This window comes from Streptococcus oralis (assembly GCF_023110055.1).
Taxonomy (GTDB): Bacteria; Bacillota; Bacilli; order Lactobacillales; family Streptococcaceae; genus Streptococcus; species Streptococcus oralis_BY.
Window position 1 is genome coordinate 219,948 of record NZ_JALDVG010000001.1, and the last position, 24,512, is coordinate 244,459.

Consider the following 24,512-nt stretch of genomic DNA (forward strand, 5'->3'; position numbering starts at 1 on the left):
AATACGCTATAATGAAGTGTTGAAAGGAAATACAAAATGAAACAAGATCGATTTCCATTGGTGTCAGATGATGAGATCATGCTGACCAAAATGCCAGTCATGGACTTGTACGATGAGTCAGACTTTATTAGCAATATCAAAGGTGATTACCGTGATAAGAACTATTTAGAATGGTCTCCTATCAATGAGGAAGAAACCGTAGTTTCTCCAGTGGTTAATAAGGAGTCAAAGCCAAGCCCAGAACCTAAAAAAGTTGAAAAAACCTATGCTGAATTGGCTCGAGAAGAGGCGCGTGCGGACTTGAAGAAGAAACGTTCAGCCAAGTATTTGACTCAGGATGTTAGTCATACTAGACGACACAATGGTTCAACACTTGTTCGTCAAGGAAACCAACCAACAGCACCATTTCAAAAGGAAAATCCAGGTGAGTTTGCTAAATTTAGTAAAAACTTGAGCCAGTCTCACTATATCTTAGCTGAGGAGGTTGGCCAAGTGGCGAATCCAACTCCGAAAACCCAAACGGAAAAAGCTAAAAAGAACAACTACGATTTTCTAAAGAAGAGTCAAATCTATAATAAAAAGAATAAGCAAACGGAACAGGAACGTCAGGTTGCCCAAGAGTTGAATCTGACAAGAATTACTGAGTAGGGGAGAAAAGCATGTCAAAAACATATCATTTTATTGGAATCAAGGGATCAGGGATGAGTGCCCTAGCCTTGATGTTGCACCAAATGGGACACAAGGTTCAAGGTTCAGACGTTGAAAAATATTACTTTACTCAACGTGGTCTAGAGCAGGCAGGGATTGCCATTCTTCCTTTTGATGAAAAGAACCTACAAGGTGATGTGGAGATTATCGCGGGAAACGCCTTCCGTCCAGATAACAACGTTGAAATCGCCTATGCGGACCAAAATGGCATCAGCTATAAACGTTATCACGAATTCCTCGGTAGCTTTATGCGCGACTTTGTCAGCATGGGAGTGGCAGGAGCACATGGAAAAACTTCAACAACAGGTATGCTGTCACACGTCTTGTCTCACATCACAGACACCAGCTTCTTGATTGGTGACGGGACAGGTCGTGGTTCAGCCAATGCCAAATATTTTGTCTTTGAATCAGACGAATATGAGCGTCACTTCATGCCTTACCACCCAGAATACTCTATCATCACCAACATTGACTTTGACCATCCAGACTACTTTACAAGTCTAGAGGATGTTTTCAACGCCTTTAACGACTATGCCAAACAAATTACCAAAGGTTTGTTTGTATACGGTGAGGATGCTGAGTTGCGTAAGATCACAGCCAATGCGCCAATCTATTACTATGGCTTTGATGCTGAGGGAAATGACTTTGTAGCTAGCGACCTTCTACGTTCTACAACTGGTTCGACCTTCACCGTTCATTTTCGTGGTCAAGAATTGGGACAATTCCACATTCCAACCTTTGGTCGTCACAATATCATGAATGCGACAGCTGTTATTGGTCTTCTTTACACAGCTGGCTTTGATTTGAACTTGGTCCGTGAACACTTGAAAACTTTTGCAGGTGTTAAGCGTCGTTTCACTGAAAAAATTGTCAATGATACAGTGATTATTGATGACTTTGCTCACCATCCAACAGAAATCATTGCAACCTTGGATGCAGCTCGTCAGAAATATCCAAGCAAGGAAATCGTGGCAATATTCCAACCGCATACCTTTACAAGAACCATTGCCTTGTTGGACGAATTTGCCCATGCATTGAATCAAGCAGACGCCGTCTACCTAGCGCAAATCTATGGATCAGCTCGTGAAGTGGACCATGGTGATGTCAAAGTAGAAGACTTAGCCAATAAGATCAACAAGAAACACCAGGTTATCACTGTTGAAAATGTTTCACCACTCCTAGACCATGACAATGCTGTTTACGTCTTTATGGGTGCAGGAGACATCCAAACCTATGAATATTCATTTGAACGTCTCTTGTCAAATTTGACAAGCAACGTCCAATAGGAAAAACAAATGGAAATTCCAATCACTATAAGGCAAGCCACCTTATCAGATCTAGAAGAAATGTTGGCGATTGAAGAAGCCAATCCTACATCAGAAGAGGCATTTAGCCGCCAATCCTTAGAAGAGAGTATCCGCAAGACTGCGGGTACCTTTCTTGTAGCTGGGGATGAAAATCAGCTCCTAGGCTATGTTTTAGGAGAAGCTCAGTATCTTCATCCCAAGTGGATAGAATTAAAATCATTGACCATTCATCCTGACCATTGGGGACAGGGGTTGGGAACTCTTCTTCTTGCAGCCTTGAAACAGGTGACAGTCGAACTAGATTACCAAGGTATTCTTTTGCAAAGTCCTGATGAGTTGCTATCATATTTTGAAATGAATGGCTTTGTTGAAGAAGAAATGACAGAAAGTCATTATGGCAGTGGTTCTGAATGGTATCTGACTTGGGCTAATCCCTTTTATCAGGAGGAAATATGAAAATCAGACAAGCAAGATTTTCGGATTTGGATCGGATTATAGAGATAGAGCTAGAGAATTTTTCCCTTGAGGAGGCCATTCCTCGTTCGGTCTTTGAGGCGCATTTGCGGGAAATTCAGACCAGTTTTCTGGTAGCTGAAAAAGAGGGGCATATTCTTGGTTATATCGAAGGTCCAGTCGTCCCACACCGCCATCTAGATGATCAGTCCTTTACAGAAGAAATAAAAGACTATAGCCATCAACCTGGAGGTTATATTTCTGTGACTTGCCTATCTATTGCCAAGGAAGCACAAGCTTTGGGAGTGGGGAAAAGACTATTAAAGGCTCTGAAAGAGGTCGCTTTAGAACATGAACGAGAGGGGATTAATCTGACGTGTCATGATTACCTTATCGCCTATTACGAAAAGCACGGCTTTGTTAATGAAGGAATATCCCAGTCAAGCTTTGCTGGGGAAACATGGTATGATATGGTCTGGCAGCCTGAAAATAAAGAAAACTAGCTAGGGAATGCCCTAGTTGGTTGCTTTTCTGCGACTTTTAAGATATAATATTATGGATTGTCAACAAGGAGGTAATGCTTTTGACTGAAAAATCAAGAGAAGAAGAAAAATTAAGCTTTAAAGAGCAGATTCTACGTGATTTAGAAAGAGTAAAAGAACAAGATAGAAGAGGGAAAGAAGTAGAGATTCCAAATCTGACGGCTTCATCATCTCAAGCTAGTTCAGCAACTCCTTCAGATCTTGAACCAGAAACATCAACAGAAGAGTTGATGGCTGATTCCCTGTCTGTTGTCGATAAAATCCTAAAGAATGCACCAAGTGTTCCTCCACTTTCAAGTGCTAGTACTGATGAAACGGATGGACAAGAAGAGAAAGAGATTAGACAGCCAATCATTGATAAGATTGAAGTTGTAGAATCTGAAGAACCTCTAGTAGAGCCGATTCATCTGGCTGAAGAACCTGTAGTGGAACCCGTTCAACCTAAGGTAGAACCAGTTGAGCTTAAACCCGAAGAAAAAGAATTTAACGACACTCCGACTAAGGTTGCCGTAACCTATAAAACAGAAGACAAGAAAAAGGAAATTACCCCAGGAATGCCTGAAAGAGTTGAGCCTGTTTCTACAGAATCTAGCAGTGGATTAGCTGATGCTCCACGTCGTAGTCGTCGTCAAGGTGCAACATCAACTAAGAAAAAGAAAAAATCAAAAGCCAAAGGTTGCCTGGTAACAGTTCTAGTTCTCCTAGTACTCGTTGTAGTTGGTAGTTACTTTGGTTATGGTTATGTTCAAGATTCTTTGAAACCTGTGGATGCGAGCTCTAAGGATTATGTAACGGTTCAAATACCAGACGGTGCAAATGTTCAAGAAATTGGAAGCACCTTGGAAAAATCTGGTTTGGTTAAACATGGACTTATCTTTAGTCTTTATGCTAAATATTATAGCCATGCTAACTTGAAGTCAGGTTATTACAACTTGAAGAAGAGTATGAGTACGGATGAGTTGATTCAAGAATTAGAAAAAGGTGGGACTCCTGAAGCTCAGGCACCTGTTCTTGCAAACTTGACAATTCCAGAAGGCTATACATTAGAGCAAATCGCTCAAACAGTAGGACAACTTCAAGGAGAATTTAAAGAACCTCTTACTGCGGACGCTTTCTTGGCAAAAGCTCAAGATGAGACCTTTATCTCACAATTAGTAGCCAAGTATCCAAACCTACTTGGAAGTCTTCCAACAAAAGACAGTGGCGTTCGTTATCGTCTTGAAGGCTACCTTTTCCCAGCGACCTATACGATCAAAGACAGCACAACTGTTGAAAGTTTGATTGATGAGATGGTAGCTGCTATGGACAAGGCTATGTCACCATACTACGCTACGATCAAAGAAAAGAATCTGACAGTTAATGAATTGCTCAGCATTGCTTCTCTTGTCGAAAAAGAAGGTGCTAAGACCGAAGACCGCAAGATGATCGCAGGTGTCTTCTATAACCGCTTGAATGCTGGTATGCCACTTCAAAGTAATATCGCTATCCTATATGCTCAAGGAAAACTTGGTCAAAAGATTAGTTTAGCAGATGACGCTGGAATTGATACAACGATTGATTCACCATACAATGTTTACACACACCTTGGCCTCATGCCTGGACCGGTTGATAGCCCAAGTTCGGATGCGATTGAAGCAAGTGTAAATCAGACAAAGAGTGAGTACTTGTACTTTGTAGCAAATGTTGAAGACGGTAAAGTATACTTTGCGACAACAAAAGAAGAACATGATCAAAACGTTGCAGAGCATATCAATAGCAAGTTACCTCAAGCAAGTAGTTCAAACTAAAATTATGTGGTTTTCCACATAATTTTGTTTTAAAAAAGTAAATAGAAAAGAAAGTTAAAAAAATGGCAGAAAAAACTTACCCAATGACCCTTGAAGAAAAGGAAAAACTAGAAAAAGAATTAGAGGAGTTGAAACTCGTTCGACGTCCCGAAGTCGTAGAGCGTATCAAGATTGCTCGTTCCTATGGAGACCTTTCAGAAAATAGTGAGTATGAAGCAGCGAAAGATGAACAAGCTTTTGTTGAAGGACAAATTTCAAGTCTAGAAACAAAAATTCGCTATGCTGAAATTGTTAATAGCGATGCAGTTGCCCAAGATGAGGTAGCAATCGGTAAAACAGTAACAATCCAAGAAGTTGGTGAAGACGAAGAAGAGGTCTACATCATCGTCGGTTCTGCAGGTGCAGATGCTTTTGCTGGTAAAGTATCAAATGAAAGTCCGATTGGCCGTGCTTTGATTGGCAAGAAGACTGGCGATACTGCAACGATTGAAACACCAGTTGGTAGCTATGATGTCAAAATCTTAAAGGTTGAGAAAACAGCCTAAATAGGATGAAAAAGGAGTAGTGAAGGTTTTGCCTTGCTCAACTCCTTTTTGGTTTTTTGGATAAAAAGGAGACTATATGAGTGAAAATAAGAAGAAAAACAAAATGGAGCGTGGATTAACCAATCGCCATGTTCAGGTGATGGCCATTGCGGGAACAATCGGAACAGGACTTTTCCTAGGTGCTGGTCGCTCTATCAGCCTTACTGGACCTTCGATCATTCTGATTTACATGATTACAGGAGCCTTTATGTTTTTGATGATGAGGGCTGTTGGGGAGATGCTGTATCAGGATCCAGAACAACATACCTTTATCAACTTTATCACCCGTCATTTGGGGAAAGGCTGGGGATATTTCTCAGTTTGGTCTTATTGGTTGTCAGTTGTCTTTATCGGTATGGCAGAAATCACTGCCATCTCAGACTATGTCCGCTTCTGGTTTCCCACATGGCCTAGCTGGATGATTCAGCTTGTCTTTTTAACGATTTTGGCTTTGGTCAATCTGATTGCGGTTAAGCTCTTTGGAGAAGTCGAGTTTTGGTTTGCTATGGTCAAGATTGTGGCGATTTTAGCCATGATTGCAACAGGAGTCTTTATGGTTTTGACAGGCTTTAAGACACCTCATGGTGTTGCAAGTTTGTCAAATATCAGCGACCAGTTCTCTCTTTTTCCAAACGGAGTTATGAACTTTGTCATGGCCTTTCAAATGGTATTTTTTGCCTATCTGATGATTGAGTTTATCGGGGTGACAACTTCTGAAACAAAGAACCCTCGTCAGGTCTTGCCCAAAGCTGTTAAGGAAATTCCTCTCAGAATTATCTTCTTCTATGGGGGAGCTCTTATTGCGATTATGGCCATTATTCCTTGGTCTTATCTTAATTCTTCAGATTCTCCTTTTGTAACGGTTTTTGAACTGGCAGGGATCAAGTGGGCGGCGGCTCTAATCAACTTTGTTGTCTTGACCTCAGCAGCGTCTGCTCTTAACTCAACTCTCTACTCAACAGGGAGACACTTATATCAGATTGCCCATGATTCGCCCAATCGTTTCTTAAGGGCCATCAAGGTCGATACCCTTTCTCGCCACAATGTTCCACAAAATGCCATCATCGCCTCAGCGATCTTGATTGCTATGGCTGCCTTTATCAATGTGCTACCAGGTGTTTCAGATGCCTTTGCTTTGATCACAGCATCCTCATCAGGCGTTTACATCGCGATTTATATCTTGATAATGGTGGCCCATCTCAAATACCGCAAGTCACAAGATTTCATGGCTGATGGCTACCTCATGCCTCAGTATCGCTTGCTTAATCCCCTAACCATTCTCTTTTTTGTCTTTGTTTTTGTGACTCTCTTTTTGCAAGAGTCTACTTTCATGGGGGCAGTTGGTTCTGCTATCTGGATCCTTGTTTTTGGGATTTATAGTCAGTGGAAATTTAGAAAATAAATCATGAACTCATCAACTCTGTTTGGTGAGTTTTTCTAGTTTGACAGTCTATTAAAATAGGATTATAATCAAGCTGTAGCAGTTCTAAGGAGGTTTGGATGCACGTTAGATTGGAAAATAAGGAGTCGCATAAAGCGCAAGAAATAGGGAATTTGATTCGTGCTTATAATCGTTCTAAAAGAGAAGAGGCTGAAAGTAAGCCACTGAATCTTTATCTCGAAGACGAAAAGGGTAATCTCATGGCGGGCTTAGTAGCTGAGACTTTCGGAAATTGGTTGGAAATCGAATATCTGTTTGTGAAAGAGGAATTACGGGGACAAGGAATTGGTTCAAAACTATTGCAGCGAGCAGAAAATGAAGCCAAGAAACGAAACTGTCGTTTTGCTTTTGTCAATACTTACCAGTTTCAAGCGCCAGATTTTTATATAAGCCATGGCTACAAGGAAGTCTTTACCTTGCAAGACTATCCCTACACAGGGCAAAGATTTTATTACCAAAAGGATTTGTGACCTAGACTTCTTTCTTTTGGAGAGGAACTTAGCTAAGTATCAAAAAAGAACGAATGCTCTTTATCATGTAAGATGGTAGAGAGTTTTTTTGTTAATAAAATCTTACAAAATGACATTTATATATTGCATTAAGTTAGATATATGGTATAATGTTTTTAAAAGAAGCGCAACTTTTTAAAAATGTGAAGGAGGACGCTAGTGGCTAAAAATTTAAAATTAAAATTAGCTCGGGTGGAGCGTGAATTAACACAAGGGGATTTGGCAGAGGCTGTGGGTGTTACTAGGCAGACTATAGGCTTGATTGAAGCTGGGAAATACAATCCTAGTCTCTCCCTCTGTCAGTCCATTTGCAGATGCTTAGGCAAAACTTTAGATCAATTATTTTGGGAGGAAGAAGATGAAAAATAGATTTTTTTATTATCAATTATTAGACGAAAGAGAAGAACAACTGTTTAACAAAGCTGGAGCAGAGACTTTTTATATGTTTATCGGGCTCATTCTGCTAAGCTATCTGGTGGCTGTATTAGCACCTGCTCTTTTTAATCCTAATATTCTTCTGGTTACCCTTCTTTTAGGAATTTTCTTCTTTTTCAATCGTGCACGACAACTTGGAGTGACCTACTATAGTCGTTTTCATTTTACAATTATAGGGTGTTTGCTGGTAACTCTCGCTATTACGTCTCTCTTGATGTTGGAGAATTATCAATTCAATATCGAAATTTATCAGCACAATCCTCTGAACGTTAAATATTTGTCTGCTTGGGTTATTACTTATCTGATTTACCTTCCTTGGGTTTTTATCGGCAATCTCGGCCTTAAAAGTTATGGCGAATGGGCCCAAAAAAAGTTTGAGCAAGATATGGATGAACTGGAGAATGGAGAATAGCTTGTTAGCTTTTTATCAATCTCGGTAAAATGTGTTATAATAGTACTAATTTATCGGACGGTGTGAAAGTGGTAGAATACGTTCATACCTTTGTAAAAAAGGAAGAAGGAAAACAGATGTATCCAGATGATAGTTTGACATTGCACACGGACTTGTACCAGATCAATATGATGCAAGTTTACTTTGACCAAGGAATTCACAATAAAAAGGCGGTCTTTGAAGTTTATTTCCGTCAGCAACCTTTTCAGAACGGCTATGCAGTTTTTGCTGGTTTGGAAAGAATTGTACATTATCTTAAAGACTTGCGCTTTTCAGATAGCGATATTGCCTACTTGGAGTCGCTTGGCTATCATGGGGCATTTTTAGACTACCTCCGCAATCTCAAGTTGGAGTTGACGGTTCGTTCTGCCCAAGAAGGGGACCTTGTTTTTGCTAATGAGCCAATTGTTCAAGTTGAAGGCCCTCTAGCCCAATGCCAATTGGTCGAAACGGCTCTCTTAAACATCGTTAATTTTCAAACCTTGATAGCGACAAAGGCAGCACGTATTCGTTCAGTCATTGAAGATGAGCCTTTGATGGAATTCGGAACACGTCGTGCGCAAGAAATGGATGCAGCTATCTGGGGAACACGCGCAGCCGTGATTGGTGGAGCCAACGGGACTAGCAATGTGCGAGCAGGGAAGCTCTTTGGTATTCCTGTCTTAGGTACTCATGCTCATGCCTTGGTACAGGTTTATGGAAACGACTATAAGGCTTTTAAGGCCTATGCTTCAACCCATCGTGACTGTGTCTTTCTAGTAGATACATATGATACGCTTCGCATCGGTGTGCCAGCTGCTATTCAGGTAGCTCGTGAACTGGGAGACAAGATTAATTTTAAAGGCGTTCGTATCGACTCAGGGGATATAGCCTATATTTCCAAGAAAGTTCGCCAACAGTTAGATGAGGCTGGATATCCAGATGCCAAAATTTACGCTTCCAATGACCTCGATGAAAATACCATCCTTAACCTCAAAATGCAACACGCCAAGATTGATGTCTGGGGGGTGGGTACCAAGCTGATTACAGCCTATGATCAGCCAGCTCTTGGGGCAGTTTATAAGATTGTGGCTATCGAAGATGAAACTGGTAAGATGCGCAATACCATCAAGCTTTCAAGCAATGCTGAAAAAGTTTCGACCCCAGGTAAGAAGCAGGTATGGCGCATTACTAGTCGTGAAAAAGGCAAGTCAGAAGGTGACTACATCACCTATGACGGTGTGGATGTTGCCAGCATGACAGAAATCAAAATGTTCCATCCAACTTATACCTACATCAAGAAGACCGTTCGAAATTTTGATGCTGTTCCTCTCTTGGTGGACATCTTCAAAGCAGGAACATTAGTTTACAACTTGCCTAGTTTAACAGAAATTCAGGCCTATGCTCGCAAGGAATTTGACAAGCTATGGGATGAGTACAAGCGTGTGCTCAATCCGCAGCACTATCCAGTAGATTTGGCGCGTGATATTTGGCAAGATAAGATGGACTTGATTGATAAGATGCGCAAAGAAGCCCTTGGTGAAGGAGAAGAAGAATGAGTTTGCAAGAGACCATTATCCAGCAACTGGGCGTCAAACCAGTAATTGACGCCCAAGAAGAAATTCGTCGTTCGATTGATTTCTTAAAGAGATACTTGAAAAAACACCCCTTCCTTAAAACATTTGTACTAGGGATTTCTGGAGGACAAGACTCAACCTTAGCAGGGCGTTTGGCGCAATTAGCTATGGAAGAAATGCGAGCTGAGACAGGAGATGACAGCTACCAATTTATCGCTGTCCGCCTGCCATACGGAGTGCAAGCTGATGAAGCAGATGCTCAAAAAGCTCTTGCTTTCATCCAGCCAGATGTCAGTGTGGTGGTGAATATCAAGGACTCTGTAGATGCTATGGCCTTAGCGGTAGAGGCTACAGGCAGTCAAATGACGGATTTTAACAAAGGAAATATCAAGGCTCGTAGCCGTATGATCGCTCAATATGCGCTAGCAGGAGCACATAGCGGAGCAGTTATTGGGACAGATCATGCAGCGGAAAATATCACAGGTTTCTTTACTAAGTTTGGTGATGGCGGTGCGGATATTCTCCCTCTTTACCGCCTCAATAAACGCCAAGGGAAACAACTTTTGAAAGAGCTTGGCGCAGATCCAGCACTTTATGAAAAGGTTCCTATCGCTGACCTTGAAGAAGATAAGCCGGGCTTGGCTGACGAAGTCGCTCTTGGAGTCACTTATGCAGAAATTGATGACTACCTAGAAGGCAAAACCATCAGCTCAGAAGCCCAAGCAACCATCGAAAACTGGTGGCATAAAGGCCAACACAAACGCCACCTACCAATCACCGTATTTGATGACTTTTGGGAGTAAAAAGGTCCTGTGGACCTTTTTACCCTGAGCCTAGAAATGAGAAAGCGAGGAAGGTCCGGGGGACCTTTTCAGCCCGAGTCTAGAAATAGGAAAACAAGGCAGGTCCAGGGGACCTTTTTACCCCGAGTCTAAAAATAAGAAAACGAGGAAGGTCCGGTGGATCTTTTTACCCCGAGTCTAAAAATAAGAAAACGAGGAAGGTCCGAGGGGACCTTCTTCGCTTCTAGTCTTGAATAGAGAAGTAAGGCAGAGCAATGGAAGTATAAACCTAATTCCAAGGATAGAAAGTGAGGTAACATCATGAAAGCAATCGGTACGCAAATATTACAGACAGAACGTTTGATCTTGAGAAGATTTGTGGAGAGTGATGCAGAAGCTATGTTTCAAAATTGGGCTTCATCTGCTGAGAATCTGGCCTATGTCACCTGGGATCCTCATCCGAATCTTGACGTGACTCGAAACTCGATTCGCAATTGGGTTGCTTTCTATGTCAATCCCAACTATTACAAATGGGCCATTTGTCTCAAAGAAAACCCAGAGCAAGCGATAGGAGATATTAGCATCGTTGCAATGGATAAGAACGATTCTTCTTGTGAAATTGGCTATATTTTAGGAAAGAATTATTGGGGTCGTGGTATGATGACGGAGGCTTTGAAAGCTGTCTTAGACTTTTGTTTTACTCAAGCAGGCTTTCAAAAAGTCAGAGCTCGGTATGCTAGTCTTAACCCAGCTTCAGGTCGTGTGATGGAAAAAGCGGGAATGTCTTATCTAAAAACCATTGCCAATGGTGTGGAGAGAAAAGACTACGTTGCGGACCTTATTTATTACCAGATAAGTAGGGAAGACAGGTGATTTTCTTTTCTGTAACTACCAAAGTCAGACCTTGTCTGGCTTTTTTTGTGCAAGATTTCTAAATAACCTGATTAAATTCCTATTTTCCCCTATCATTGTCCCTGTTTTTTCTGGAGTTTTGGAGCTATAATAGTCCTATCAAATCAAAGAACGGAGGAAGGCAATGGACAATGTAATCTTTTTTATCAGTGTTTTTCTTGCTGGAATTCTTTCCTTCTTTTCTCCTTGTATTTTACCCTTGTTACCTGTCTATGCAGGGGTCTTGTTGGATGATAAGAATGATGCTCAGGCTTCTAGCGGAAAATTTTCAATCTCAGTCGTTAGTCTATTGCGAACTGTGGCCTTTATAGCAGGAATTTCCTTTGTTTTTATCTTACTGGGCTATGGAGCTGGTTTTTTAGGCAATTTGCTGTATGCTTCTTGGTTTCAGTATGTGACGGGTGCAGTTATTATTCTCTTGGGCTTACACCAGATGGAAGTCCTACATTTGCAGGGGCTCTACAAGGAAAGAAGGCTACAATTAAAGAGACAAGGGCAAAAGGGTAACGGCTATAGTCAGGCATTTTTACTGGGGTTAACCTTTAGTTTTGCTTGGACGCCATGTGTGGGGCCGGTTCTGGGCTCTGTTTTGGCTTTGGCGGCTTCAGGTGGTTCAGGTGCTTGGCAGGGAGCTGGTCTCATGTTGGTTTACACGCTGGGTTTGGCGCTACCATTTTTAGTTCTAGCTCTTGCCTCCAGCTATGTTTTGAAACATTTCCGAAAACTCCATCCTTATCTCGGAATCCTCAAAAAAGTGGGTGGTTTCCTCATTATCCTGATGGGAATCTTGGTGCTTTTGGGAAATGCTTCCATTTTGACTACATTATTTGAATAGAGAGGAAAAAGAAATGAAAAAATGGCAAACATGTCTCCTTGGAGTAGGCTCAATCTGTTGCTTGGCAGCCTGTTCGGCTAAAAACATGTCAGACGAGTCTACTATGAAGGAGCAAACGAAAACAGAACAAGTCAGTTCGCAAACTGCGACTAAAGGTCAGGCGGTTGCTGATTTTGAACTGATGGGAGTAGATGGTAAGACCTATCGTTTATCTGATTACAAAGGCAAGAAAGTCTATCTCAAATTCTGGGCTTCTTGGTGTTCCATCTGTCTAGCCAGCCTTCCAGATACGGATGAAATTGCTAAAGAAGCTGGTGATGACTATGTGGTCTTGACAGTGGTATCTCCTGGGCACAAGGGAGAACAAGCGGAAGCTGAATTTAAGAACTGGTACAAGGGCTTAGATTATAAAAATTTTCCAGTTTTAATTGATCCATCAGGTAAACTCTTGGAAAGTTATGGTGTCCGTTCTTATCCGACTCAAGCCTTTATAGACAAGGAAGGCAAGCTGGTCAAAACGCAACCAGGTTTTATGGATAAGGATATGATTTTAAAAGAATTGAAAGAAATGGGGTAGAGAAAGGCTATGAATGATAAAGTAAAACTTTTTGTCTTGGCAGGGGTCATTCTTCTAGCTATAACCGGTTTCTATTTTCTATTAATGCGAAATGCAGGGCAGACAGATAGCTCGCAAATTGAGAAAGCATCCGTTAGCCAAGGAGGAAAAACAGTGAAAAAAACAGAAGTGAGTAAAGACGCAGACTTGCACGAAATTTATCTAGCTGGGGGATGTTTCTGGGGAGTGGAGGAATACTTCTCACGCGTGCCTGGAGTAACAGATGCTGTTTCAGGCTATGCAAATGGTAGAGGGGAAACAACCAAGTACGAATTGATTAACCAAACAGGACATGCGGAGACTGTCCATGTCACCTATGATGCCAATCAAATTTCCCTCAAGGAAATTCTGCTTCATTACTTCCGCATTATCAATCCAACCAGCAAAAATAAACAAGGAAATGATGTGGGGACCCAGTATCGTACCGGCGTTTATTACACAGATGAAAAGGATTTGGAAGTAATCAACCAAGTCTTTGATGAGGTGGCTAAGAAATATGACCAACCTCTGGCAGTTGAAAAGGAGCCCTTGAAGAATTTTGTGGTGGCGGAGGACTATCACCAAGACTATCTCAAGAAAAATCCAAATGGCTACTGTCATATCAATGTTAATCAGGCTGCCTACCCCGTCATTGATGCCAGCAAATATCCTAAACCAAGTGATGAGGAATTGAAAAAGACCTTGTCACCTGAGGAGTATGCCGTTACCCAGAAAAATCAAACAGAACGAGCTTTTTCAAACCGTTACTGGGATAAATTTGAATCTGGTATCTATGTGGATGTGGCAACTGGCGAACCCCTCTTTTCATCAAAGGACAAGTTTGAGTCTGGTTGTGGCTGGCCTAGTTTCACCCAACCAATTAGTCCAGATGTTGTCACCTACAAGGAAGATAAGTCCTACAATATGACGCGTATGGAAGTGAGAAGCCGAGTTGGAGATTCTCACCTTGGCCATGTCTTTACAGATGGGCCTCAGGACAAGGGGGGCTTGCGCTACTGTATCAATAGTCTCTCTATCCGATTTATTCCAAAAGACCAAATGGAAGAAAAAGGCTATGCCTATTTACTAGATTATGTAGATTAAGAAGTCTTTCCTAAGCAGTTAGAGGAGAATTTTGCTATACTGATACTAGTAAGTGGTAAAGGAGCAGAGCATGACCTACACAATCTTAATCGTAGAAGATGAGTATCTGGTAAGACAAGGTTTGACTAAGCTGGTCAATGTAGCGGCCTACGATATGGAAATCATCGGTCAGGCTGAAAATGGAAGACAGGCTTGGGACTTGATTCAAAGGCAGGTGCCAGATATCATTTTAACTGATATCAATATGCCTCAGCTAAATGGCATCCAGTTGGCCAGTCTGGTACGAGAAACCTATCCTCAGGTTCACCTAGTTTTTTTGACAGGTTACGATGATTTTGATTATGCCTTATCTGCCGTCAAACTCGGTGTAGATGACTACCTGCTCAAGCCCTTTTCTCGTCAGGATATTGAGGAAATGTTAGGGAAAATTAAGCAAAAACTAGACAAGGAAGAAAAGGAAGAGCAGTTACAAGATTTATTAACCGATAAGTTTGAAGGAAATATGGCCCAGAAAATTCAGTCCCATCTGGCTGATAGCCAGTTTAGTTTAAAGTCTTTGGCCAGTGACTTGGGCTTTAGTCCGACTTATCTGAGTTCTTTGATTAAGAAAGAGTTGGGCCTACCTTTTCAGGATTATCTGGTGCGAGAACGTGTCAAACAAGCCAAGCTCTTGCTTTTAACTACAGATCTGAAGATTTATGAGATCGCAGAGAAGGTTGGTTTCGAAGATATAAATTACTTTACCCAACGTTTTAAACAGATTGCAGGTGTGACTCCTCGTCAGTTTAAGAAGGGGGGAGGTCTATGAAGCGTTCTTCTCTTTTAGTCAGAATGGTTATTTCCATCTTTCTGGTCTTTCTCATTCTCCTAGCTCTGGTTGGGACTTTCTATTATCAATCTAGTTCATCAGCTATTGAGGCTACTATCGAGGGCAATAGCCAAACGACCATTAGCCAAACTAGCCACTTTATTCAGTCTTATATCAAGAAATTAGAAACCACCTCTACCAGTTTGACCCAGCAGAAGGATGTGTTGGCCTATGCTGAGAATCCTAACCAAGTCCAAGCCAAGGGAATCAGAGATCTGTTTTTGACCATCTTAAAGGCTGACCAGGACTTGAAAACGGTGGTTTTGGTAACCAAGTCTGGTCAGGTCATTTCCACTGATGACAGTGTGCAGATGAAAACTTCCTCAGATATGATGGCTGAGGATTGGTACCAAAAGGCCATTCATCAGGGAGCTAAGCCAGTTTTGACCCCAGCTCGTAAATCGGATAGTCAGTGGGTTATTTCTGTCACTCAGGAACTTGTTGATGCAAAGGGAGCAAATCTTGGTGTGCTTCGATTAGATATTTCCTACGAAACTCTGGAAGCCTATCTCAACCAACTCCAGTTGGGCCAGCAGGGCTTTGCCTTTATCATCAATGAAAATCATGAATTTGTCTACCATCCTAAACGTACTGTCTATAGCTCAGCGAGTGAAATGGAGGCTATGAAACCCTACATTGAGACGGGGCAGGGCTATACGCTGGATCACCAATCCTACGTCAGTCAGGAAAAGATTGCAGGAACTGATTGGACGGTTATAGGCGTGTCTTCGTTGGAGAAGTTAGACCAGGTTCGGAGTCAACTCATGTGGACCTTGCTTGGTGCTAGTGCCTTATCTCTTCTTGCCTGTCTCTGCTTGGTGTGGTTCAGTCTCAAACGCTGGATTGCCCCTTTGAAGGACCTAAGAGAAACCATGCTGGAAATTGCTTCTGGTACACAAAATTTTCGTGCTAAGGAAGCTGGTGCCTATGAACTGAGAGAAGTGACTCGCCAGTTCAATGCCATGCTGGATCAGATTGATCAGCTGATGGCAGATGTGCGCAGGCAGGAAGAAGCGACCCGGCAGTATGAACTTCAAGCCTTGTCAAGCCAGATTAACCCCCATTTCCTCTACAATACTTTGGATACTATCATCTGGATGGCTGAATTTCAGGATAGTCAGCGAGTGGTTCAGGTGACCAAGTCTTTGGCAACCTATTTCCGCTTGGCGCTCAATCAAGGAAAGGATTTGATTTCTCTTTCTGATGAAATCAATCATGTCCGCCAGTACCTCTTTATCCAAAAACAACGCTATGGTGATAAGCTGGAGTATGAGATTGATGAAGAACCTGACTTTGATAACCTAGTCTTACCTAAGTTGGTGTTGCAACCTCTTGTAGAAAATGCTCTTTACCATGGCATCAAGGAGAAGGAAGGTCAGGGCCATATTAAACTTTCTGTTCAGAAACAGAATACAGGGCTTGTCATCCGCATTGAGGATGATGGCGTTGGCTTCCAAAATCCTGGTGATAGCAGTCAAAGTCAGCTCAAACGTGGGGGAGTTGGCCTTCAAAATGTCAACCAACGACTCAAACTTCATTTTGGAGACAATTACCAGATGAAGATTGATTCTGTACCTTCAAAAGGGACGACAGTTGAAATATACATTAATAAAATAGCAACTAACTAGCTCCCAGTCAATTCTGGGAGTTTTGCTTTTAAAATTCAGAATGATTAGTTGGCCTTGATAAAATCAGTAAAAAAAGATATGATAGATAGTGACAAAAGAGGTATCAAGTATGAAGGAAAAAGACATTCAAAGAGCAACAAGCCAGATTGTAGAAGATGTATTAGAAAAGGCTAATTTGAAGCAAGGAACTATCTTTGTTTTGGGCCTTTCTTCTAGTGAGGTGATAGGTGGTCAGATTGGTAAGGAATCCAGTCAAGAAATTGGGGAAGTCATTGTGAAGGCCATTCTAGATATCCTAGAGGAAAAAGGAATTCATCTAGCTGTTCAAGGTTGTGAACATGTCAATCGAGCCCTCGTTGTTGAACGTCAGGTGGCAGAACAGTTTGGTCTTGAAATCGTCAGTGTCCTTCCTACACTTCATGCAGGAGGTTCGGGTCAGTTGGCAGCCTTCAAGTTTATGCGGGATCCAGTTGAGGTTGAATTTATCAAGGCCCATGCTGGATTGGATATCGGAGATACTGCGATTGGCATGCATGTCAAGCATGTTCAGGTTCCAATTCGCCCTCTTTTGAGAGAAATTGGGCATGCCCATGTAACGGCTCTTGCAAGTCGTCCCAAACTAATCGGAGGTGCGCGTGCGCAGTATCCACAAGATTCTATCAGAAAGTCATGAGAATGAAAAAGACAAAACAACAACTAGAAAAAATTACCAAATATTCGATTCGTAAGCTCACTGTTGGGGTAGGTCCTGTAGCTATCGGGGCCTTCCTTTTTGGTGCCAGTACCTTTTTAGTAGATAAGGTGCAAGCCAATGAAATTGGTGGTGTTCATAGTGTGCATTACCGTTATCTGGCGGAGCAGGAATTAACCGAGTCTGAAAAAGCCTTGATTCACCATGAGGTCCCTACAGAATTTCAAGATGAAGATATTATTTATGTAGTTTATCGCAAGAAGGAGACTAACAGTCAACAACTTCCATACACAGGAAGTAAGGAGCTTGCTTTGGCAGGTCTTGGATTGGCAACAGCCTCACTAGCGGTTCTATTAGTTTCTAAGAAACACCGTAGTAAAGTACTTGGTATTCTGTTAATTAGCTCTATCGGCGTCAGCAATTTTGTACCTTTTACTGCCTTTGCATTTGAAAATAAAGAGTTACTTTCGTATAACCAAACTATTTCTGCATCTACACATGAAGGTTTGGCTAAAGGTGTTATTCATATTGAAGGATATGAGTATGTTGGTTACTTTAAAGAATCAAAATCTAGTACCAATACAAGCAGTAAAAAAGGTGAGTCGGTAGTTGAAGAACCACAGACGGAATATACAGGCAAGATTGAAGCTAAAGGCACTCAGGAACCAGGCAAAGAGGGAGAATCCTTAGTTCAAGAACCACAGGCGGAATATACAGGCAAGATTGAAGCTAAAGGCACTCAGGAACCAGGCAAAGAGGGAGAGTCCTTAGTTCAAGAGCCACAGTCAGAATATACAGGCAAGATTGAAGCTAAAGGTACTCAGGAGCCAGGTAAAGAAGGTGAGTCGGTAGTTCAAGAAAAGTTACCTGAATATAAAGTAACTGAGGGCGCGGTTACGAAAGAAACTACTACGGAGATTGACTATAAGACAGAAATTATCGAAGATCCAACCAAGTATACGGATGAAGAAACTGTCGTCCAAGATGGAGAAAAGGGTAGTCAAATTACCAAAACGACTTATAAGACTATTGAGGGTGTTGAGACTGACCAAGTTTTAAATACAGCTACAACTGTCATCAAAGAACCGGTCACTAAAAAAATAAGTCGTGGTACGAAACCAATTGAAGGAACTATGGTAGAAGAAGGTCTTGAAAAGATTCCGTTTAAGGAAAAGGTTGAAGAAGATGATCAACTGAAAAAAGGTGAAAGAGTTACTGTCAAAGAAGGAAAAGACGGACAGAAAAAGGTTATAAAGACTTATAAGACAATTAAAGGACTGAAGACTGAAGAAGCACCAAAAGTTGTCGAACAGGTTTTGGAGTTAGATCAAGACCGTATCGTTAAATTAGGAACTAAAAACTTTGAAAAACCAATTTTAAGTTTGTCGCTTATCGATGTTAAAGATTTAAAACGAACATCTCAAATTCGTTACAATTTGGAAAACCCAAGTAAGGCAACTATAAAATCCATTACCCTAACTCTTAAAAAGGGTGATGAAATTGTCAAAACATTGACTATTTCACCAGACAACTTAACAGCTAGCCTGACAGATTTGCAGTACTACAAGGATTATAAACTCGAAACCAAAATGGTTTATGACCGTGGTGAAGGTGATGAAGAAGAAGTTCTAAGGGAAGAACCACTAAGAATTGACCTCAAAAAAGTTGAAGTCAAAAATATTAAAGAAACAAGCTTAATAAGTGTTGATACTGATGGTGTTGAAACGGATAGTAGCTTCTTAACTTCTGTTCCAACTGATGTAAAACCATACTATCTAAAAATCGCTACGCATGATAATAAGGTGACCCGTCTTGCTGTGGATAAAATCGAAGAAGTTACTGTCGATGGAAAAACACTATACAAGGTCACTGCTAAAGCTCCTGATCTAATTCAGCATACTAATGGTAATGAACTCAGTGAAGAATATGTTCATTATTTTGCCAAGCCAAAATCTCACGAAGAGAATGTCTACTACGATTTCAATGAATTGGTAAAAGCAATGCAAGCTAATCGTAAGGGGACGTTTAAGCTTGGTGCAGATTTGAACGCAGCAAATGTTCCAACTCCAAATAAACAATATGTACCAGGTGTATTTAATGGTCATTTAACAAGTGTTGATGGAAAACAGTATACCATTCATAATATCGCTCGACCATTGTTTGAGCGTATTGAAAATGCTTCTGTGAAAAATATCAATCTTGGCAATGTGAATATTAATATGCCTTGGGCAGAAAATATTGCACCCGTTGCAAGAATTGTTAAAAATGCTGTAATCGAAAATGTCAAAGTTACAGGCCATATTATTGCGAAAAATGATATTGCTGGTGTGGTTAATAAATTAGATGGTGAGGGCGCTAAAGTTAATAATGTTGCTTTCATTGGTAAAATTGATGGTGTTGGGGATAAAGGATGGAATCTTGCTGGTATTGTAGGTGAGATTTGGAAAGGCCATGCGAATAAAACATATGTAGAAGCTGATATTACAGCAACTAAGGCTCGGGCAGCTGGTCTTGCGTCTACTGTTGACAATAGTTCGGACCCTAATGGTATCGGTAAATATGGGACTGTACGAAATTCAGTCGCTAAAGGAACAATTAAAGTTAAATCACCTGTAGATGTTGGAGGTTTCATCAGCAAAAACTGGGTATGGGGTAAACTTGAAAATAATGTTTCAATGATGAAAGTTGAGAACGGTGAAGAATTCTATGGTTCTGGTGATATTGATTACGATGGGGGATACTTCACGAATAATGCTCTTGAAAGAAACTTTGTTGTAAAAGATGTTAGTGCAGGTAAACATTCGTTCAAATATTCTCGTTCGCATAGAATTAGAGAAATTGGTCTCGAAGAAGCTAATACCAAGATTGATGCAATGGGAATCACTGCTGATAAGTTTGAAATTAAACCTCTAATTGAGGACACTCTCAACAATACAAAATCATTAGATGAGACCTATAAAGATACTCAAGATTACAGAATTGACCGTGAACTTGCTTATCGCAACATCGAAAAATTACAACCTTTCTATAATAAAGAGTGGATTGTTAATCAGGCCAATAAATTGGAAGCCAGTTCAAACTTGGTTATGAAAGAAGTTCTTTCTGTTACAGGTTTGAAAAATGGACAGTTTGTAACTGACTTGTCAGATGTTGATCATATTATGATTCATTATGCTGATGGTACTAAGGAAGAAAAAGTTGTCACACGTAAAGCTGATTCTCAAGTCCAACAAGTTCGTGAATATAGTATCGAAGGTCTTGGTGACGTCGTTTATACACCGAATATGGTTGTTAAAGATAGAACACAATTAATCAACGATATTAAAGCAAAATTAGCAGGTGTTGAATTGATTTCACCTGAAGTGCGTGCGTTAATGGACAAACGTGGTAAAGCCGAAGAAAATACTGATGGTCGTAAAGATGGTTATATTAAAAATCTATTCCTTGAAGAAAGCTTTGAAGAAACGAAAGCTAATTTGGATAAATTAGTCAAAGCTTTAGCCGAAAACGAAGACCATCAATTGAATAGTGATGAAGCTGCCATGAAAGCTCTTCTTAAAAAAGTAGAAGACAACAAAGCTAAAATTATGATGGCTCTTACTTATTTAAATCGTTATTATGGATTTAAATACAATGATATGAGCATTAAAGACCTTATGATGTTCAAGCCTGATTTTTATGGTAAGAACGTTAGCGTTATCGATAGATTGATTCAAATTGGTTCACGTGAACATTTCTTGAAAGGGGACCGAACTCAAGATGCTTATCGTGATGTGATTGCGGGAGCAACAGGTAAAGGTAATTTAAATGATTTCTTAACATATAACATGAAACTCTTTACAGAAGATACTGATATGAATGTATGGTATAAGAAAGCTATTTCTCATACTAACTATGTAGTTGAGAAACAATCATCTAACCCTGATTTTGCTAATAAGAAATATCACTTATATGAAAACTTAAATAACGGTGAACATGGTCGATACATTTTACCACTTCTTAATACGAAGAAGGCTCATATGTTCTTAATTTCAACATACAATACGCTAGCGTTTAGTGCATTTGAGAAATATGGTAAGAATACAGAATCTGAACGTGAAGCGTTTAAGAAAGAAATCGATTTACGTGCACAAGAGCAAATTAATTACTTAGACTTCTGGTCAAGACTTGCTGCTGATAATGTACGTAATCAATTGTTGAAATCTGAAAATATGGTTCCATCAGCAATTTGGGATAACCAAGATGTTCCAGGTAATGGATGGGCTGATCGAATGGGTCATAATAAGAATGGTGACTATGCTCCAGTTCGTGAGTTCTATGGACCTACAGGTAAATGGCACGGATATAACGGTATGGGTGCGTATGCTTATATCTTTTCTAACCCACAAAATTCAGAGGCTGTATACTACATCATCTCTAGTATGATTAGTGATTATGGTACATCTGCATTCACTCACGAAACAACTCATATCAATGACCGTATGGCCTACTTAGGAACATGGCGTCACCGTGAAGGGACAGATATTGAATCATTTGCTCAAGGTATGCTACAATCGCCATCTCTTACAAACTATAATGGTGAATATGGTTCACTTGGATTAAATATGGCGTACGAACGTAAAAATGATGGTACACAAATTTATAACTATAATCCTAATATGTTAAGTAGTCGTGAGAAGATTGATCACTACATGAAGAACTATAACGAATCAATGATGATGCTTGATTACTTAGAAGCAGAATCTGTCATCAAGAAAAATACTGGAACTAACGATAAGTGGTTCAAGAAAATCGATAAGAAATATCGCGAAAAAGCGAGCTATAATAAGTTAGAAGGTGCACCACACCAATGGGATTTAGTTCGTGATTTAAATGATGATGAGAAGAGTATGAAACTGACAGCTATTGATCAACTTGTAGATAACAACTTCGCTACTAAACACGGGCTACCAGGTAATGGTCATTACCGTACTGAAGGATTCGATTCTGCTTATACTGTTGTGAATATGATGACTGGTATTTACGGTGGTAACACAAGTAAGAGTACGGCTGGCTCAATCTCATTCAAACACAATACATTCCGTATGTGGGGCTACTACGGTTACCTTGATGGATTCTTAGGGTATGCATCTAACAAGTATAAACAAGAATCTAAAGCAGCCGGTAACGTAGGTCTAGGTGATGACTTTATCATCCAAAAAGTTTCTAAAGGTAGATTTAATACATTAGAAGAGTGGAAGAAAGAATGGTATAAAGAAGTCAGAGCTAAAGCTGAGAAAGGTTTTGTAGAAATTGAAATTGATGGTCAAAAGATTTCAACATATGAAAAACTTCAAGAGCTATTCGATGCTGCAGTTGAAAAAGACCTTCAAGGTAATAAATTTGATAATACAGTGAATCTTAAATGGAAAGTTTACAAACAACTCTTGCAGAAATCAGACGGATTTACTGGAGATTTATTCACTAAATAGTAGATAGGACTAGTAAAATGAAAAAAGGTAGATCAGCTTTGTCTGTATCTGCCTTTTTGTGCTATACTTAAGATATGCATAGAAAAACAGTGATTGATTTTAGTGCTTTGGGGGAGAGATACACCTTCACTCAGCCGATCAAAGAGTTAAAAACGAGAAATTTATCAGAAGTGGCAGACTTGCTGGCACAAGTGGAAAGCTACCAAGAGCAGGGCTATTATGTAGTGGGTTATGTCAGTTACGAGGCTGCACCTGCATTTGAGGAGAAACTAGCAGTTCATAAGGCTCCTTTACTGGCAGAGTATCTGCTATATTTTACAGTTCATGATAGGGTAGAAACATCGCCTATTCCTCTGACTTATGAGGAAGTTGATTTGCCTTCAAAGTGGCAAGAAGAAACATCTGCAGAAAATTATGAAAAGGCTATTGCCCAGATTCACCATCATTTGCGTCAAGGGGACACCTACCAGGTCAACTACACCGTCCAACTCAAGCAGGACTTAAGTGCCAATCCTTTTGCCATCTACAATCGCATGGTGGTAGAACAGGAGGCGGGCTACAATGCCTATGTTGAACATGACGAGATGGCAGTGATTTCCATGAGCCCAGAGCTCTTTTTTGAGCAAATTGACCGGGAATTAACGACTCGCCCAATGAAGGGAACAACTAAACGTGGTCTGACTGACGATGAAGATTTGAAAGAGGCAGCTTGGTTGGAGCAGGATCCTAAAAATCGCTCTGAAAATATGATGATTGTGGATCTCTTGCGCAATGATATGAATCGTATTTCTGAAGTGGGCAGTGAGCATGTGGAGCGTCTGTGCCAAGTGGAGCAGTATTCAACTGTTTGGCAGATGACGTCGACCATCAAGAGTCAGTTGCGACCGGATGTGGACTTGGTTGCCATTTTTCGCTCTCTCTTTCCTTGTGGATCCATAACGGGAGCTCCCAAAATTGCGACTATGGAGATCATCAAGGACTTGGAGCTACAACCCAGAGGAGTTTACTGTGGAACGATTGGTCTCTTGCTTCCAAATGGACGACGGATTTTTAATGTCGCCATTCGGACCATTCAACTCTATATGGGCCAAGCTATCTATGGGGTTGGCGGAGGGATTACTTGGGATAGTACCTGGGAGTCTGAATACCGTGAAGTTCATCAAAAGGCGGCTGTTCTCTATCGTAAACAAGTACGATTCCAACTGATTACGACTGGGAAAATCAGCCAAAAACAACTGCTGTTTGAAGAACAACATCTTGAAAGACTGACAAAGGCGAGTCGATATTTTGCCTATCCTTTTAATCCGGAAGACCTGAGACAAAGGATAGAGGAAGAGTGCCAAGTTTGTGATGTTAATCAAGACTATCGCTTACGAGTTACCCTCAGCAAATCTGGAGAGATAGAACTCAGTCGCCAAATCTTAGCACCCCTCAGTCCAAGCTCCTGCAAAGCCAAACTCTTCCTGCAAGAAGCAGATTTGAATCAAGCATTTACCTACTTTAAAACAACTCATAGACCACATTTAAGCCTAGGAGAGCAAGAGAAGATTTACCACAATAAGTCAGGAGAACTGCTTGAGACTTCTATTGGAAATCTGGTCTTAAAAATTAATGGTAAACTCTACACACCGCCTACCAGTTTAGGAATTTTGCCAGGAATTTATCGTCAGCATTTGCTGGAAACAGGACAGGTAAAAGAGAAAATTATGACTTTGGAAGACCTGAACCAAGCAGAAGCTATCTATGGCTGTAACGCAGTCAGAGGTTTGTATGAATTGGAAGTGATATAACTATGGATTTTTCAATTAAGTTTTAGATTTATTTGTTAATATTTAATATTTGATTTGAAAGCA

21 protein-coding genes are annotated in these 24,512 nt (G+C 40.6%); all 21 read left to right on the plus strand.

The features are described from left to right. Positions 1-36 precede the first annotated feature (36 nt). The 21 genes from zapJ (at position 37) to pabB (ending at position 24,449) form a co-directional block, all read left to right on the plus strand. The gene (gene zapJ / locus M1G01_RS01080) at positions 37-648 is read left to right on the plus strand and encodes a divisome accessory protein ZapJ (RefSeq protein ID WP_061427763.1); all 612 of its coding nucleotides are present in this window, start codon (positions 37-39) and stop codon (positions 646-648) included. A gap of 11 nt (positions 649-659) precedes the next feature. Next, positions 660-1,994, plus strand: coding sequence for a UDP-N-acetylmuramate--L-alanine ligase (gene murC, locus M1G01_RS01085; RefSeq protein ID WP_125422312.1), 1,335 nt, complete (start codon positions 660-662; stop codon positions 1,992-1,994). A 9-nt stretch (positions 1,995-2,003) separates the two neighbouring features. Continuing rightward, positions 2,004-2,471: a GNAT family N-acetyltransferase gene (locus M1G01_RS01090; RefSeq protein ID WP_247930941.1), complete on the plus strand. Its 468-nt coding sequence runs from the start codon at positions 2,004-2,006 to the stop codon at positions 2,469-2,471. After that, a complete protein-coding gene (locus M1G01_RS01095) occupies positions 2,468-2,971 on the plus strand; it encodes a GNAT family N-acetyltransferase (protein ID WP_247930942.1) in 504 nt (167 codons plus the stop codon). Before M1G01_RS01090 ends, M1G01_RS01095 begins: the two co-directional genes overlap by 4 nt. Positions 2,972-3,045: 74 nt before the next feature. Further along, on the plus strand, positions 3,046-4,797 hold the full coding sequence (gene mltG, locus M1G01_RS01100; RefSeq protein WP_247930943.1) for an endolytic transglycosylase MltG: 1,752 nt from the start codon (positions 3,046-3,048) through the stop codon (positions 4,795-4,797). 62 nt (positions 4,798-4,859) lie between these two features. After that, positions 4,860-5,342 (plus strand): transcription elongation factor GreA, encoded by a 483-nt coding sequence (gene greA, locus M1G01_RS01105; protein ID WP_000818765.1) that lies wholly within the window; start codon positions 4,860-4,862, stop codon positions 5,340-5,342. A gap of 76 nt (positions 5,343-5,418) precedes the next feature. After that, positions 5,419-6,783: an amino acid permease gene (locus M1G01_RS01110; protein WP_247930944.1), complete on the plus strand. Its 1,365-nt coding sequence runs from the start codon at positions 5,419-5,421 to the stop codon at positions 6,781-6,783. 98 nt (positions 6,784-6,881) lie between these two features. Continuing rightward, a complete protein-coding gene (locus M1G01_RS01115) occupies positions 6,882-7,292 on the plus strand; it encodes a GNAT family N-acetyltransferase (protein WP_247930945.1) in 411 nt (136 codons plus the stop codon). 198 nt (positions 7,293-7,490) lie between these two features. Further along, entirely contained in the window at positions 7,491-7,700 is a 210-nt protein-coding gene (locus M1G01_RS01120; RefSeq protein WP_049478916.1) for a helix-turn-helix transcriptional regulator, read from the plus strand. Then, positions 7,690-8,178 carry a DUF6773 family protein gene (locus tag M1G01_RS01125; RefSeq protein WP_084945849.1) on the plus strand — a complete coding sequence of 163 codons (489 nt, stop codon included), beginning with the start codon at positions 7,690-7,692 and terminating at the stop codon, positions 8,176-8,178. Before M1G01_RS01120 ends, M1G01_RS01125 begins: the two co-directional genes overlap by 11 nt. Before the next feature lie 116 nt (positions 8,179-8,294). Next, positions 8,295-9,755, plus strand: coding sequence for a nicotinate phosphoribosyltransferase (locus M1G01_RS01130; protein WP_084946414.1), 1,461 nt, complete (start codon positions 8,295-8,297; stop codon positions 9,753-9,755). Beyond that, on the plus strand, positions 9,752-10,576 hold the full coding sequence (nadE, locus tag M1G01_RS01135) for an ammonia-dependent NAD(+) synthetase (RefSeq protein WP_084945850.1): 825 nt from the start codon (positions 9,752-9,754) through the stop codon (positions 10,574-10,576). Before M1G01_RS01130 ends, nadE begins: the two co-directional genes overlap by 4 nt. Positions 10,577-10,876: 300 nt before the next feature. Next, complete coding sequence (locus M1G01_RS01140; protein WP_247930946.1) at positions 10,877-11,428, plus strand: GNAT family N-acetyltransferase; 552 nt, start codon at positions 10,877-10,879, stop codon at positions 11,426-11,428. A gap of 163 nt (positions 11,429-11,591) precedes the next feature. Next, positions 11,592-12,302: a cytochrome c biogenesis CcdA family protein gene (gene ccdA2 / locus M1G01_RS01145; RefSeq protein WP_247930947.1), complete on the plus strand. Its 711-nt coding sequence runs from the start codon at positions 11,592-11,594 to the stop codon at positions 12,300-12,302. 13 nt (positions 12,303-12,315) lie between these two features. Then, complete coding sequence (locus M1G01_RS01150; protein ID WP_061419778.1) at positions 12,316-12,879, plus strand: redoxin family protein; 564 nt, start codon at positions 12,316-12,318, stop codon at positions 12,877-12,879. A 9-nt stretch (positions 12,880-12,888) separates the two neighbouring features. Next, positions 12,889-14,001: a peptide-methionine (R)-S-oxide reductase MsrB gene (gene msrB, locus M1G01_RS01155; protein WP_247930948.1), complete on the plus strand. Its 1,113-nt coding sequence runs from the start codon at positions 12,889-12,891 to the stop codon at positions 13,999-14,001. 70 nt (positions 14,002-14,071) lie between these two features. Beyond that, positions 14,072-14,809 carry a response regulator transcription factor gene (locus M1G01_RS01160; RefSeq protein WP_247930949.1) on the plus strand — a complete coding sequence of 246 codons (738 nt, stop codon included), beginning with the start codon at positions 14,072-14,074 and terminating at the stop codon, positions 14,807-14,809. Beyond that, on the plus strand, positions 14,806-16,497 hold the full coding sequence (locus tag M1G01_RS01165) for a cache domain-containing sensor histidine kinase (protein ID WP_247930950.1): 1,692 nt from the start codon (positions 14,806-14,808) through the stop codon (positions 16,495-16,497). Before M1G01_RS01160 ends, M1G01_RS01165 begins: the two co-directional genes overlap by 4 nt. Before the next feature lie 109 nt (positions 16,498-16,606). Continuing rightward, positions 16,607-17,170, plus strand: a complete 564-nt coding sequence (locus M1G01_RS01170) for a TIGR01440 family protein (RefSeq protein ID WP_049550516.1) — start codon at positions 16,607-16,609, stop codon at positions 17,168-17,170. A gap of 2 nt (positions 17,171-17,172) precedes the next feature. Then, complete coding sequence (locus tag M1G01_RS01175) at positions 17,173-22,659, plus strand: ZmpA/ZmpB/ZmpC family metallo-endopeptidase (RefSeq protein WP_247930951.1); 5,487 nt, start codon at positions 17,173-17,175, stop codon at positions 22,657-22,659. A gap of 74 nt (positions 22,660-22,733) precedes the next feature. After that, positions 22,734-24,449, plus strand: a complete 1,716-nt coding sequence (gene pabB / locus M1G01_RS01180) for an aminodeoxychorismate synthase component I (protein ID WP_247930952.1) — start codon at positions 22,734-22,736, stop codon at positions 24,447-24,449. Positions 24,450-24,512 lie beyond the last annotated feature (63 nt).